Origin of the sequence: Microbacterium sp. NPDC078428, assembly GCF_044542535.1 — a bacterium.
Classification (GTDB): domain Bacteria; phylum Actinomycetota; class Actinomycetes; order Actinomycetales; family Microbacteriaceae; genus Microbacterium; species Microbacterium limosum.
Genome location: NZ_JBITUP010000001.1, coordinates 405710 through 418575 on the forward strand (window position 1 = coordinate 405710; position 12866 = coordinate 418575).

General features: G+C 71.9%; 14 protein-coding genes. 4 read left to right on the plus strand and 10 right to left on the minus strand.

The annotated features are described in order from the left end of the window. Positions 1-223: 223 nt before the first annotated feature. On the plus strand, positions 224-547 hold the full coding sequence (locus tag ACIGCK_RS01905) for a putative quinol monooxygenase (protein WP_396663367.1): 324 nt from the start codon (positions 224-226) through the stop codon (positions 545-547). Between the two features lie 65 nt (positions 548-612). Here ACIGCK_RS01905 and ACIGCK_RS01910 read toward each other — a convergent pair whose 3' ends face one another. The 8 genes from ACIGCK_RS01910 to ACIGCK_RS01945 form a co-directional block, all read right to left on the minus strand. Beyond that, on the minus strand, positions 613-1047 hold the full coding sequence (locus ACIGCK_RS01910; RefSeq protein WP_396663369.1) for a type II toxin-antitoxin system VapC family toxin: 435 nt from the start codon (positions 1045-1047) through the stop codon (positions 613-615). After that, positions 1044-1289, minus strand: a complete 246-nt coding sequence (locus tag ACIGCK_RS01915; protein ID WP_396663371.1) for a hypothetical protein — start codon at positions 1287-1289, stop codon at positions 1044-1046. Before ACIGCK_RS01915 ends, ACIGCK_RS01910 begins: the two co-directional genes overlap by 4 nt. A gap of 40 nt (positions 1290-1329) precedes the next feature. After that, positions 1330-2106, minus strand: a complete 777-nt coding sequence (locus ACIGCK_RS01920) for a LamB/YcsF family protein (RefSeq protein ID WP_396663373.1) — start codon at positions 2104-2106, stop codon at positions 1330-1332. Beyond that, complete coding sequence (locus ACIGCK_RS01925) at positions 2099-3583, minus strand: amidase (protein ID WP_396663374.1); 1485 nt, start codon at positions 3581-3583, stop codon at positions 2099-2101. The genes ACIGCK_RS01920 and ACIGCK_RS01925 overlap by 8 nt, the downstream gene beginning before the upstream one ends. Before the next feature lie 30 nt (positions 3584-3613). Beyond that, positions 3614-4900: a cytosine permease gene (locus ACIGCK_RS01930; protein ID WP_396663376.1), complete on the minus strand. Its 1287-nt coding sequence runs from the start codon at positions 4898-4900 to the stop codon at positions 3614-3616. 118 nt (positions 4901-5018) lie between these two features. Beyond that, complete coding sequence (locus ACIGCK_RS01935; protein ID WP_396663377.1) at positions 5019-5678, minus strand: GntR family transcriptional regulator; 660 nt, start codon at positions 5676-5678, stop codon at positions 5019-5021. A 268-nt stretch (positions 5679-5946) separates the two neighbouring features. Continuing rightward, positions 5947-7548, minus strand: a complete 1602-nt coding sequence (locus ACIGCK_RS01940) for a hypothetical protein (RefSeq protein ID WP_396663379.1) — start codon at positions 7546-7548, stop codon at positions 5947-5949. Further along, entirely contained in the window at positions 7530-8273 is a 744-nt protein-coding gene (locus ACIGCK_RS01945) for an ABC transporter ATP-binding protein (protein ID WP_396663982.1), read from the minus strand. The genes ACIGCK_RS01940 and ACIGCK_RS01945 overlap by 19 nt, the downstream gene beginning before the upstream one ends. Positions 8274-8630: 357 nt before the next feature. Here ACIGCK_RS01945 and ACIGCK_RS01950 point away from each other — a divergent pair, with 357 nt between their 5' ends. Together ACIGCK_RS01950 and ACIGCK_RS01955 are read left to right on the plus strand one after the other, a co-directional pair. Continuing rightward, on the plus strand, positions 8631-9464 hold the full coding sequence (locus tag ACIGCK_RS01950; RefSeq protein ID WP_396663380.1) for an aldo/keto reductase: 834 nt from the start codon (positions 8631-8633) through the stop codon (positions 9462-9464). 17 nt (positions 9465-9481) lie between these two features. Continuing rightward, a complete protein-coding gene (locus tag ACIGCK_RS01955; protein WP_396663382.1) occupies positions 9482-10594 on the plus strand; it encodes a PQQ-dependent sugar dehydrogenase in 1113 nt (370 codons plus the stop codon). Positions 10595-10602: 8 nt separating this feature from the next. Here the strand turns inward: ACIGCK_RS01955 and ACIGCK_RS01960 are convergent, their stop codons facing one another. Further along, positions 10603-11016, minus strand: coding sequence for a VOC family protein (locus ACIGCK_RS01960; protein WP_396663984.1), 414 nt, complete (start codon positions 11014-11016; stop codon positions 10603-10605). Positions 11017-11052: 36 nt separating this feature from the next. Next, positions 11053-11838 carry a siderophore-interacting protein gene (locus tag ACIGCK_RS01965; RefSeq protein WP_396663384.1) on the minus strand — a complete coding sequence of 262 codons (786 nt, stop codon included), beginning with the start codon at positions 11836-11838 and terminating at the stop codon, positions 11053-11055. 74 nt (positions 11839-11912) lie between these two features. Here ACIGCK_RS01965 and ACIGCK_RS01970 point away from each other — a divergent pair, with 74 nt between their 5' ends. Next, entirely contained in the window at positions 11913-12863 is a 951-nt protein-coding gene (locus ACIGCK_RS01970; protein ID WP_396663386.1) for a siderophore ABC transporter substrate-binding protein, read from the plus strand. The last annotated feature ends 3 nt before the right edge of the window (positions 12864-12866 follow it).

Here is a 12866-nt window from a genome sequence, read left to right on the forward strand (position 1 = left end):
TTCGCGGTGCCGCGATGGGCTCCGGTGTCGTTCCGATGTTCTGGGGATTCACGTGGCTGGGGACTTCCGCGTGCGAGGGTGGGGCCCCTCTTCGGGACGAGGGGCTCCCATCACCGTATCAGTGGTATATGACGCCTCTGTAAATCCCGGGGTGGTTCGGGGGTGTGGGGGGTGATGTTGGGTGCGGGCGACCGGACGAACCGCACACGCTACGGTCATGGTCATGGACAAGAACGAACCCGTCGTCGTGACCGCTGCCTTCCGTCCGCTCCCCGGGCACCGCGAGCAGGTGATGGAAGCTCTGCGGACCGCGATCCCGCGGGTGCACGAGGAGCCGGGCTGCGAGCTCTATGCGATCGTCGCGGCATCCGATGACGACATCCTCATGCTCGAGAAGTGGACGCGCGTCGCCGACCTCGACATCCACAGCGAGGGCGAGGCGGTCGCCGACCTGAAGCAGGCCATCGAGGGTCATCTGCGCGAGCCCATCGACGTCGCGTGGTACTCGCCCATCCCTCTCGGCCACGCCGACAAGGGTCAGCTGTAGGCCTATCCGGCGGGCTCGCCCGTGACTAGCCGCGCCTTTCGCGCGTGATGAGCCGCCCGGGGCCCTCAGATACCCCGCGCGGCCATTGCCTCGGGGGAGCCCGGGTCGAGGTGGTCGAGGCCGTCGACGCCGGCGAACGCGCGGTCAGCCGAGGCCAGAGCCGTCACGTGTTCGCGTCGCATCGCCGCGGCGGCCAGCACGGCATCGAAGGCGCCCAGACGCTCGTGCGTGCGGAAGAGTCGCAGGCCGTCGGCGAGGTCTGCTGCGTCGATCGAGACAAGCGGCGCCAGGAGTGTGGCGTAGTGGGCGGTGAGCTCTGCGGCATCCTGTCGCCCCCGGCGACGCGCGCGGACGTGGGCGAACTCTTGCAGCACCTCGACCGTGCTGGTGGCGGCCACGCGCCCGTCGCCCACCGCCGCGATGATCGAGCGGCACGGATCGCGGAGGGGATGATCGGTGCCGACGGCGTAGAGCAGCACCGTCGTGTCGAGCAGGATCACGCGCGACGCCCGCGCACATCGTCCAGTTCGGAGAGAAGTTCGGCGACGCTGGGGGCCGGAGTCGGATCTGCCGCGAGCAGGGCCTCGGCGGCCGCGGCGCGGGAGGTCGCGCGCGGCGGGTAGACGACGTCGATCGCTGTGCGCACGAGAGACGCCACAGAAACGCCCCGTTCCGCCGCCGCCCGCTCGAGCCTCTCGCGCTGGCCCTTATCGACGAGCACCTGCAGCCGCTCCGTCTTCATGTGCATACATTAGCATGTGCATGTTTGCAGCGGGCCCGGGTCAAGCCGTCTCCAGGGCCACCCCGCCGTCGCGCAGCGCGTCCCTGACCGCGCGGGCGAGTGCCGGGGCATCCGCGGTGTCGCTGTGCACGCACACCGTCTCGACCGCGTCGAACGCGGGGTCGGACAGCATCCGGGACACCCGCGCTGCCGCCCCCTGCACGCCGCCCAGCTGCTCGTACGTCCACCCGAACATCACCACGTCGGCGCCCTCGTAGGGCCGGTCGGCGAAGAACTCCCGCCGCACGGTGAGGCCGGCATCCGCGGCGGCGAGATAGGAGTGAGACCCCGGCAGCGCGTAGAGCGCGAGCGAGGGGTCGAAGTCGCGCACGGCGGCACTGATCGCCGCCGCGAGGTCGGGTCGCTCGGCCGCCATCATGTACAGCGCGCCGTGCGGCTTCACGTGCCGCATGCGCGCGCCCGCCGCCCGCACGAACCCGTCGAGCGCGGCCAGCTGGTACAGGCTGTACTCGTAGGCGTCGGCCGCGCTGATGGCCATCTCGCGGCGCCCGAACCCGAGCCGGTCGGGAAGCCCCACGTGTGCGCCGATCGCGACCCCGTGTTCGACCGCGCTCTGCACCGCCCGCCGCATGCTCGCCGGGTCGCCGGCGTGGAAGCCGCACGCGATGTTGGCGGACGTGATGAGCGGCATCAGCTCGTCGTCGTTGCCGTAGCGGTAGACGCCGAAGCTCTCGCCGAGGTCGGCGTTGATGTCCATCCGCCGCAGCGCCGGCCGCTCGGACGCGGCCGGCGGCTGCAGCGACGTCGCGTCAGTCAAGGACCGGCGCCCGACGCGCGTCGACCAGGGGAGCCAGCGCGGCCGCGAACTGCAGCAGGCGCGCCTCGGCGAAGGGCGTTCCCAGCACCTCGAGCCCGACCGCCAGCCCGCCCGGGGTGAACCCGACCGGGATGGAGATGGCGGGGAAGCCCGCCTGCGAGGCGATGACCGTGTTGGTCGGGAACGTCAGCGCCGTGTACTCGCCCGCACGGAGCCCCTCGTGCGTGGGTGCCGGGACCTGCACCGTCGGGTAGACGATGACGTCGGCATCCGCCCCCGCGAACAGCGTGCGCAGCAGCCGCCGGAAGTGCTCCTGGTTGAGGCGCAGCCGAGTGACCTCGGCGTCGCCCTCGATGTCTGCGGGCCCCTCGGCGATCGCGGGGATGAGGTCGTTGAGCGCCTCGAACCGCCCGGACTCGGTGAGCTCGTCGAAGGAGGAAACGGGCCCCTTGCGCGACCCGAGGAAGCGGTTGAGGTCGCTGCGCGACTGACGCACGTAGACGGAGGTGTCGGAGATCCACTGCGGCAGCCCGTCGATCTCGAGGCCCTCGACGATCGTCGAGCCGGCGGCCGCGATGGCGGCGATCGCCTCGCGCACCACGGCGTTGACCTCCTGCGCCTCCTCCCCGGCGCCGAACGCCGTCTCCAGCACGCCGACGCGCCACCGCGACAGGGGCGGGGCGTCGGCGACGGCCGCCGCGTACCCGCCGACCGCCGACTCCGTGGCCGCCACCGCCGTGTACTCGTCGGCGGGGTCGTAACCGACCATCACCTCGAGCAGGGTCGCGAGGTCGTCGACCGTGCGGGCCATCGGGCCCGGGGTGTCCTGGAAGTGCACGAGGGGGGAGAAGCCCGTGCGGCTGATCAGCCCGGTGGTGACCCGCAGGCCGTAGATGTTGTTGAACGACGCGGGGATGCGGATGGACCCGCCGGTGTCTTCGCCCACCCCGACCAGGCCGAAGTCGACCGAGACTCCCGCGCCGGTGCCCGCGCTCGAGCCGCCCGAGTCGCGCGACGCGTCGTAGGCGTTGAGCGTGTGCCCCGTGCGCGACGACGACGAGAACCAGCCGGCCGCGAAGTCGCACATCGCCGTCTTGGCGAGGATCACCGCGCCGGCCTCGCGCAGCAGCTCGATCACGCGCGCATCGGCCTCGGGGACGTAGTCGGCGAACGCCGCGGAGCCGAACGCGGTGGGGATGCCGGCGGTCTCCGCCTGATCCTTCACCAGCACCGGCACGCCGTGCAGCGGGCCGGTGAGCTGCCCCGAGGCGGAGAACGCGGCGTCCCGCGCCTCCGCCTCGGCGAGCGCCGACGGGTTGACCGTGACCACGGCGTTGATCGCGGCCCCGTCGACGTTGTGTGCCGCGATGCGGTCGAGATACCACCGGGTGAGTTCGCGGGAGCTCATCCGTCCCTCGCGCACCCCCTCGTGGAATCGAGCGATGGTGAGCTCTTCGACGTCGTGGTTCTCGGGCATCTGCGGAGTCCTTTCGGGAGTGGATCTGGGTCAGACCGCGGCGCGGGTGGGGGCCGGGGCCTCGGACGACGAGCGCGTCAGCATGCTGAGCGCCAGGTACGCGATCGCCGACACCGCGATGCCCACGACGACGGTCGACCAGGAGGGAGCTGCGATGTTCACCACGAGCGCCGCGCCCGAGCCGATGGCCCACGCCGCGAAGGGCTGCCAGCGGAAGGCGGCCACGGCATCCGTCGTCACGCCGCGACGCACCACGAGCTGGTCGACGATGATGATCGCGCCGATGGGCGGCACGATGACGCCCAGCAGGTTGAGCCAGTCGATGAAGAAGCCCCACACGCCCAGGGCCGCGGCGATGACGCCGACGGCGCCGAGGATGACGGTGAGCACGCGCATCTTGCCGCCGACGATCGTCGACCAGCCCACGGCGCCGTTGTAGAGGCAGTGCGTGCACACCGAGCCGAGGTTGATGACGAGGAAGGCGATCGCGATGATCGGGAAGATGCCGCCCTGGCCGGCGATGATGCCGAAGAGGTCGCCGGTGCCCGCGGTGGCGGCGGCGATGATGCCGCCGATGACCATCGCGAAGAGGTTGCCGACGGGGAACGCGGTGGATGTCGCGATCCACGCCTGGCGCGGGGTCTTCGCCCAGCGGGTGAAGTCGGCCGTCATGGTGCCCGAGTCGGCGAACAGGGCGAAGACCAGGGTCACTCCGACGCCCAGCGCGAGCGAGGTCGCGCCGTCGCCCTCGTAGCTCCAGACATCCACCCCGCCGGAGGTGGCCTGCGCCGCGGCATAGATGCCGAGCACGAGGAACAGCGGCACCGAGATCGCGCCGATGATGGCGAGGGCGCGGATGCCGAGCAGGGTGAACAGCGTGAAGAGAACGCCCGCGATCAGCGCGACGACCGCCGCGTTGAGGCCGAACGCGCTCTCCATGCTCGCGCCGACGAGACCGGTCTGCACGGCGAACCAGCCGATGACGAGCGTGGAGAGGAGGGCGGAGCAGACGATGTAGCCCGTGCGGCCGAACGTGCGGGAGGCCTGGAGCGAGAAGTTGAAGCCGGTCTTGGCGCCGAGGCCCGAGAGCAGCCCGACGTAGACGAACAGCAGCGCGTTGCCGATCAGCATCGCGACCAGGCCCCCGCCGAAGCCGAGGCCGTGCACGAGGGTCGCGCCGGTCATCGCGCCCGTGATGATCATGGGGAATCCGGCCCACACCGACGACACCGACAGCAGCGACTTGCGCTTGTCTGCGGGGACGGGGGTGGACTCGTACTCGTCTTGGAAGACTTCCTTTTCGAGCGTCTGAGACATGGTGACGTAAACCTCCGGTGGGCAGGCGGAACCTGCGAAGGGGTGGATGCGCTCACCCGCGGATGCGGGCGCAGCGGTGGAGCACGTGCCGGGTACGCCGCGCCGGCACGTCGGTGGTTCAGGAGACGGGTGGATCCTCCAGGGCGGAGACGACGGTCCTCGCCGTGTAATCCAGGTGGTGCGCGGTTGCGACGAGGAGCCCCGAGAGGTCGCCTCGCCGGATGAGATCGAGCATGAATCGGTGCTGCTGCTGCGCCTCGGCGAAGTCGTCGACCCGTGAGGCATAGATCGCCATGTAGGGCTCGACCTTGCTCCACACGTCGCGGATGAGCCTCAGCAGGTGGTCGCTTTCGGCCCTCTCGTAGAAGCGCAGGTGGAACCGCTGGTTGAGCACCCGCCACTGCTCGGCCGACAGGGCGGGCTCGTCCATCTGGGCGAGGATCTGCTCGAGATCGTCGAGATCGTGCGGTCCGATCCGGGAGATCGCCCACTCGGCCGCGAGCTGCTCCAGCCGCAGCCGGATCTGGAAGACCTGCTCGACCTCGTCAGGCGAGAGCAGGGTGACGGTCACGCTCCGGCGGCCGAACACGACGAGGCCGCTGGCCTCGAGTCGGCGCAGCGCATCGCGCACCGGCATCGTGCTGACCTGGAACGAATCGGCGATCGATCGGATCGTCAGCTTCATCCCCGGCATGAGCGCACCGCTCGTGATCGCCTGGTGCAGACGGGTGTAGACCTCGTCGTTGACCGTTGCGACCTTGATCGGCTGCGCGTCCATGTGACCTCCGTGATTTGTGATCACAAGTATCTTGTCGCGGACGTGCGACGCGCGCAGGTCGCGGTCGTTACGGTCGTGTTACGGGGTGGGGTGGCGGGGTCTCGGAGGCCGGGATTCGGGGTTTGGGGTGCGCCGCGGCATCCGCGTGAGGACTTCGCCGCCGCGTGAGGACTTTTCTTCGCGAAGAGTCCTCATGCCGGCGCGAAGTCCTCTTCCGGGTGCGGGGGGAGGGGGTGAAGGGGGTGCGGAACGGCGGCGCGCGCCCCGCTCAGCCCGAGCGGACGGCCCGCAGGCGCAGCAGCAGGTCGGGCGCGGTGCGGTCGAGGATGCGGCCGCCCACGAGGATGCCGGCGACGAACAGCGCCGTGCCCAGCACGAGGCCCGACGCCAGGGCCGCCCAGCCGAACGAGCCGCCACCGAGCACCGCCTCGAGGATCGCGAGCACGACCTCGGGTGCGGCCAGCGCCGCCGCGACGATCCAGATCACGAGGAAGGCCAGGAACACCTGGAACGTCGCGCCCGGAACCCGCTTGAACGGGCTGTCGCCGGGCGCCGGAACGGGCACCGTCAGCCACGCCGACGTCACCGCGCAGATGCCGTATGCCGTCATGAGCATGCCGTACGCCGCGCCGAGGATCGCGGGCAGCAGGTCCCACCGCCCGCTGATGCCGGAGGTGAGCAGCGCCGCAGCGACCACGACGGGCAGGCCGACGGTCGCGGCCCCCAGCATCCGTCCCGCCCGCTCGGCGCGGCCCCGCACCCCCGTCGCGAGCAGCGTGCCGAAGGCGGTGCCGTCGTAGGACACGTCGGCGTAGGGCACGATGCCGAGGAAGAACGCGATGAGCGGAGCGGAGAACAGGAGGGCGGGGTGCGCGGCATCCCCCTGCGTCCACACCCACACGAGCACCGGCAGGAGCGGCACGAACAGCAGCTGTCGCAGGTAGCGCGGGTCGTGCAGCCAATACGTCAGCGAGCGCGCCCAGCCGGCGCCCACCGGACCCGTGGGCATGCGGCCGAACCAGCCGAGCCTGCCCGCGGCGACGGTGCGTGCGGCGCGGGCCGGCGGGGCGACGAGGGATGCCGCGAGGCTGCGCCGCCACAGCAGCCAGAGCACGGCGAGGGTCGCCCCGGCGATCGCGAGCTTGGCCACCGCGGGGATCCACGCGCCGATCGCGACATCGCCGGGAACGGCCCACGCCGCGGCGACGGGCGTCCACGACGCGACCTCGACGACGCGCAGGATCGTCGCGCCCGCCGAGGTGCCCGCGGCATCCGCGACCGCCGAGACCAGCGCCTGCGCGCCGATCGCGATCGGTCCCGCGAGCACGAGCAGGGCGAAGACGACGGCGCCGATGATCTCGCGCGTGCGGCGGCCCCCCGTCACGCTCGTCGAGAGCGTGCCGAGGGTGCGCGATGCCACGACGCAGACGAGCACACCGACGGGTACCGCCACGACGGCTGCCAGTGCGGCGAGCGGCCACCGCCACCAGGCGGCGAAGGTGGCAAGAGCCGCCAGCGTCGTCGCGATGCCCGGCACGCCCGTGAGTCCCGCCGCCGTGAGCGCGAGCATCATGCGCTCCGTGCCGATGGGGAAGGGTGCGAGGCGTGACGGATCGAGGGTCGTGTCGAGGCCCGCCGCGAAGATGGGCGCGAGCACCCAGCCGAGGGTCAGCAGCGCGCCGCCGCCGATGATCGCCGCCCGCGTCGTCTCGGCCCCCGCGCCGCCGAGGAAGAACAGGGCGACCCCCACCATGAACAGCACCCCGGCCGCCCACAGCGAGCCGACGATGAAGCCGATCAGCTGCCAGACGGAGGTGGAGAGGGTGTTCGCGAGTACGCGCCAGCGCAGCCTCAGGAGAGTCGCAACCACGCCGGGCCCTCCGTGTGGTGGCGTCCGCCGACGAGCTCGACGAAGCGGTCCTGCAGGGTCGCCTCGCCACGGACTTCGGCCACGGTGCCCGCCGCGAGCACCCGCCCCGCCGCGAGGACGGCGACGTGGTCGCACATGCGCTGCACGAGGTCCATCGAGTGGCTCGAGACGATCACGGTGCCGCCGTCGCGCGTGTAGGCGCGGAGGATGTCCTCGATGTTGGCGGCGGACACGGGGTCGACCGACTCGAACGGCTCGTCCAGCACCAGCAGGCGCGGGGCGTGCACGAGGGCGCACGCGAGCGCGATCTTCTTCGTCATGCCGGCGGAGTAGTCCACCACGGCGGTGCCCGCGGCGGCGGTGAGGTCCATCATCTGCAGCAGGTCGGCGGTGCGGCGCGCGACCTCGGCGCGGTCGAGGCCGAACAGCATCCCCGTGTACGTCACGAGCTGCTCACCGGTGAGGCGGTCGAACAGGCGGATGCCGTCTGCCAGGTTGCCGATCATCGCCTTGGCCGCGACGGGGTCGGCCCAGACATCCACGCCGTGGATCGTCGCCGTGCCCGCGTCGGGCCGGAGCAGGCCCGTCGCCATCGACAGGGTCGTGGTCTTGCCGGCACCGTTCGGGCCGACGAGCCCGTAGAACGACCCGGCCGGCACCTCGAGGCTCAGCCGGTCGACGGCGAGCTTGTCGCCGAAGCGCTTCACCAGCCCGCTCAGGCTCATGGCGGGCCCGGCGGGCTCGGCGGCGGGCGGTCGGGACGGCTGGGGAAGGGGTGTCGTCACCGGCTTCAATATATCTCCGGGCCCTGTCGGGGGCGATCCCGGGCAAGCGCCGCCTCAGGGCCTCCTCCGGGAGGGTTCCTCAGGGCCTCCTTCGGGAGATTCCTCTGCCGAGCAGAGGGTGGATGCCGAGGAGAGGGCGCATTCGGCGGATTCGGTCCTCTGCCCGGCAATACCCCTCTGCCGAGCAGAGGATCGGCGACGGGGGCGGGCGGCCGAAGCGCGGCGTGCGGCCGAACCGCGGCGTGCGGAAGTGTCAAGGGCGTTCGCCGCGGGGGCGTTCGGGGGGAGGATGGAGGCATGGTCAGCATCCCTCAGGTCACGCTCAACGACGGCACGTGGTTTCCCCAGCTCGGGCTCGGCACGTACAACCTGCGCGGAGAGGAGGGGATCGACGCGATGGTCGCCGCGATCGAGGGCGGGTATCGCCTGCTCGACTCCGCCGTCAACTACGAGAACGAGGTCGAGGTCGGCGAGGCCGTGCGCCGGTCGGGCCTCGACCGCGACGAGCTGCTCGTGACCACGAAGGTGCCGGGCCGCCATCACGGCCGCGACGAGGTCACCGCGAGCGCCGCGGAGTCGCTCGAGCGACTGGGGCTCGATCGCATCGACCTGTACCTCATCCACTGGCCGAACCCGCGGGTGGACCGCTACGTCGAGACGTTCCGCGGGATGCTCGACCTGCAGGAGCGGGGCCTCGTGCGTTCGGTGGGCGTCTCCAACTTCACGATCCCGATGCTCGAGCGGGTCGCCGCCGAGACGGGCGTCACGCCCGCCGTCAACCAGGTGGAGCTGCACCCGTACTTCCCGCAGACGCAGCTGCGCGAGTTCCACGATGCCCACGGCATCCGCACGGAGAGCTGGAGCCCGCTCGCCCGCCGCAGCGAGCTGCTGTCGGAGCCCCTCGTGGAGGACCTCGCCGAGGCCTACCGCGTCACCCCCACGCAGGTCGTGCTGCGCTGGCACGTGCAGGGCGGCAGCACGCCGATCCCCAAGTCGGCCGACCCGGAGCGCCAGCGCGAGAACGCCGACGTGTTCGGGTTCGAGCTCGACGGCGAGGCCGTCTCGGCGCTGACGGCGCTGGAGCGCGGCCGGCTGTGGGACGGCGACCCCGACACGCACGAGGAGTTCTGAGCGAGATCATGACGCGGATGCCGGGGGCCCCGCGGCTGCTCGCGGCCACGCTCGGCGTGCTGGCGCTGACGGGCTGCGCGGGTGCGAGCGAGGACCCCGCCACGCCGCGGGTCGCTCCGGCGCAGACGGCGGTGCCGAGCGCGTCGGCCTCGATGCTGCCCGCGGAGCCGGCCGACGTGCTCACGGGGCTGTCGGCGCCGTGGTCGGTCGTCGTGCTCTCCGACGGCTCGGCGCTGGTCTCCGAGCGCGATTCCGCCCGCATCCTCGAGTTCGCGCCCGGGGGAGAGGTCCGCGAGGTCGGCATCGTCCAGGGCGTCGCGCCGGGCGGCGAGGGCGGCCTGCTGGGCCTCGCGGTCTCCGCCGACGAGAGCGCGCTCTACGCGTACTCGACCTCGGCGAGCGACAACCGCGTGCAGAGGTTCGCGCTCGAGGGCGGCGCGGGCGCGCGGGGCCTCGGTGCGGCGACGACCATCATCGACGGGCTGCCGCGCGCCGGCATCCACAACGGCGGGCGCATCGCCTTCGGCCCCGACGGGATGCTCTACGTCGCGACGGGAGACGCGGGGGAGCCCGGCGCGGCGCAGGACCGCGACACGCTCGCGGGCAAGATCCTCCGGCTCACGGCGGAGGGGGACATCCCCTCCGACAACCCCTTCCCGGGCTCGGCGGTCTACAGCCTGGGGCACCGCAACGTGCAGGGGATCGCGTGGTCGGCGGACGGCCGCATGTTCGCGAGCGAGTTCGGTCAGGACGCCGCCGACGAGCTCAACGTCATCGAGCCCGGCGGCAACTACGGGTGGCCGCAGGTGGAGGGCAGCGGCGGTGCCGCGAGCGGCTTCATCGACCCGGTGCAGGAATGGCCGACGGATGCCGCGAGCCCCTCGGGCATCGCCGTCATCGGCGACACCCTCTACATCGCGAACCTGCGCGGCCGCGTGCTGCGCGCCGTGCCGGTGGAGGACCCGTCCATCTCGACCGAGCACTACGCCGGCGCGTACGGGCGCCTCCGCGCCGTGACCGAGGCGCCGGACGGCGCCCTGTGGATCGTCACGAACAACACCGACGGCCGGGGCGATCCCCGGGACGGGGACGACCGCATCCTCGCCGTCGATCCCACCGTCGTGCGCTGACCCGGCGCCTACTCCTGCGGCGCGTTGAGCGCGACCATCCAGTCCACCCCGAACCGGTCGGTGAGCATGCCGAAGCGGCCGCCCCACGGGGGCGTGTCGAAGGGCATCGTCACGGTGCCGCCCTCGGTGAGACGATTCCAGTACCGGTCGAGGACGGCCTCGTCGTCGCCGCTGACGGAGACGGCGAAGCCCGCCGGCTCGCGGTAGGGCATGCTGCTCGGGGTGTCGGCGGCCATGAGGGTGAAGCCCTCGTCGGTCTCCAGCTGCGCGTGCATGACGAGGTCGTTCTCGGCGGGATCCTGACCCATGTCGAACGACCCGAAGGTGGAGACCGACAGCTCTCCGCCGAAGACGCTCTGGTAGAACTCCATCGCGGGACGGGCGGTGTCGCGGAAGCTGAGGGAGGGGTTCAGGCGGCTCAGTGTCCTCGCGGCCCCCGGCGTCCGCAAGGGGGCCGGTCAGTGCGGCGCGTGGTACTCCGCGCTGTCGCGCTTCCAGTAGCCCTTCACGACGATCTGCTCCGCGTCGAGCCCCCAGCGATCGAGGAGCAGCGCGCGGCCGGATCGCACGACGGACTGCTCGGCCGCGACGAACCCGAACACGTCGCCGGCGGGGCGCTCCGCGGCGGCGACGGCGTCGAGCCGCTCGATGAGGGCCGACCCCGGCGCCTCGGCACCGCGGTGCACGTACTCGACGGCGACGCCCGCGGGGGCCTCGATCGACACCTCGTGGGCGGCGCCGGGCACCTCGAGGACGACGCGGCCCGCGGCATCCTCGTCCATCTGAGCGCAGAAGCGGCGGACCGCGGGGATCGCGGTCTCGTCGCCCGCGAGGAACCACGCGTCGGGCCGACCCTCGATCACCATCGAGCCGCGGGGGCCGCCGACCCCGGCCTCCGACCCGAGGGGCGCCGTGTCGGCCCACACCCCCGCGACGCCGTGGGGGCCGTGCACGACGAACTCGAGGTCGAGCCAGTCGTCGCCCCATGCGAGGGGCGTGTACTCGCGGCTCGGCGCCGCGCGCATCTCCTCGACCGTCTCGACCGGCGCGGCGGGGAAGAACACCCGGATGTGGTCGTCGGCGCCCAGCGAGACGAAGTCGCGCAGCTGCTCGCCCTGCAGGCGCACCCGCACGTAATGGGGGGCGAGGCGCTCGCGCGACACGAGCGCCGCGCGCCGGAAGCGCAGGTCGAGCGGGCGGCGGGCCAGCGAGAAGGCGGCGGTCGCGGGGTTGGACGTGCTCATGGGAGTTAGGCTAACCTACCCACGGCTTCATTAGGTAAGCCTTACCTGCATCCGAGAAACCCTGGAGACAATCGATGAGAACCTCGCGCGCCCTGATCGCGACCTCGTTCACCCTCGCCGCCGGCGTCGCGCTGGCCGGCTGCGCAAGCGGCACCCCCGGTGCGTCCGAGAGCCCCGCGCCGGAGGACGAGATCCTCACGATCGAGCACGCGCAGGGCCAGACCGAGGTCGCCGCCGACCCCGAGACCGTCATCGTGCTCGACCTGGCGAGCCTCGACACGCTCGACGCCCTCGGTGTCGACGTCACGGGGGTCGCCAAGGGCAACCTGCCGAGCTACCTCGACGACTACGAGGGGGACGAGTACCTCAACGCGGGCACCCTCTTCGAGCCCGACTTCGCCGAGATCGAGGCGGCATCGCCCGACCTGATCATCGTGGCCAACCGCTCGAGCGAGGCGTACCCCGAGCTGGCCGAGATCGCCCCGACGATCGACCTCACGCTCGACTGGACCGACTACCTCGGCAGCTTCGAGGCGAACACGCGCACGCTCGGCGAGATCTTCGGCAAGCAGGACGAGGTCGATGCCGCGCTCGCCGAGATCGAGGACAAGATCGCCCAGACGCAGGATGCCGCGGCCGACGCCGGCACCGGACTCATCGTCCTCACGAGCGGCGGCGAGGTCACCGCGTTCGGCCCCGGATCCCGCTTCGGCTGGCTGCACGACGAACTGGGCGTCACCCCCGCCATCGAGGACGTCGAGGCGGCCACGCACGGCGACCCCGTCTCGTTCGAGTTCCTGCTCGAGACCGACCCCGACTGGCTCTTCGTCATCGACCGCGACGCCGCCACCGGCGAGGGCACGCAGAGCGCCGAGCAGATCCTCGACAACGAGATCGTCGCGCAGACCACCGCATGGTCGGCGGGCCAGGTCGTCTACCTCGACCCCGCCCCCTGGTACATCGTCATGAGCGGCCTGACCTCGGTGGGCACGATGATCGACCAGATCCAGGGCGGCCTGTCCTGACGC

What these genes read in the sequence shown, in the direction of transcription:
- ACIGCK_RS01945 (WP_396663982.1), bottom strand. Translation starts at nt 8,273, where the DNA reads ATGAGCCTGAGCGGGCTGGTGAAGCGCTTCGGCGACAAGCTCGCCGTC.
- ACIGCK_RS01935 (WP_396663377.1), bottom strand. Translation starts at nt 5,678, where the DNA reads ATGGACGCGCAGCCGATCAAGGTCGCAACGGTCAACGACGAGGTCTAC.
- ACIGCK_RS01970 (WP_396663386.1), top strand. Translation starts at nt 11,913, where the DNA reads ATGAGAACCTCGCGCGCCCTGATCGCGACCTCGTTCACCCTCGCCGCC.
- ACIGCK_RS01915 (WP_396663371.1), bottom strand. Translation starts at nt 1,289, where the DNA reads ATGAAGACGGAGCGGCTGCAGGTGCTCGTCGATAAGGGCCAGCGCGAG.
- ACIGCK_RS01950 (WP_396663380.1), top strand. Translation starts at nt 8,631, where the DNA reads ATGGTCAGCATCCCTCAGGTCACGCTCAACGACGGCACGTGGTTTCCC.
- ACIGCK_RS01905 (WP_396663367.1), top strand. Translation starts at nt 224, where the DNA reads ATGGACAAGAACGAACCCGTCGTCGTGACCGCTGCCTTCCGTCCGCTC.
- ACIGCK_RS01955 (WP_396663382.1), top strand. Translation starts at nt 9,482, where the DNA reads ATGCCGGGGGCCCCGCGGCTGCTCGCGGCCACGCTCGGCGTGCTGGCG.
- ACIGCK_RS01925 (WP_396663374.1), bottom strand. Translation starts at nt 3,583, where the DNA reads ATGCCCGAGAACCACGACGTCGAAGAGCTCACCATCGCTCGATTCCAC.
- ACIGCK_RS01965 (WP_396663384.1), bottom strand. Translation starts at nt 11,838, where the DNA reads ATGAGCACGTCCAACCCCGCGACCGCCGCCTTCTCGCTGGCCCGCCGC.
- ACIGCK_RS01930 (WP_396663376.1), bottom strand. Translation starts at nt 4,900, where the DNA reads ATGTCTCAGACGCTCGAAAAGGAAGTCTTCCAAGACGAGTACGAGTCC.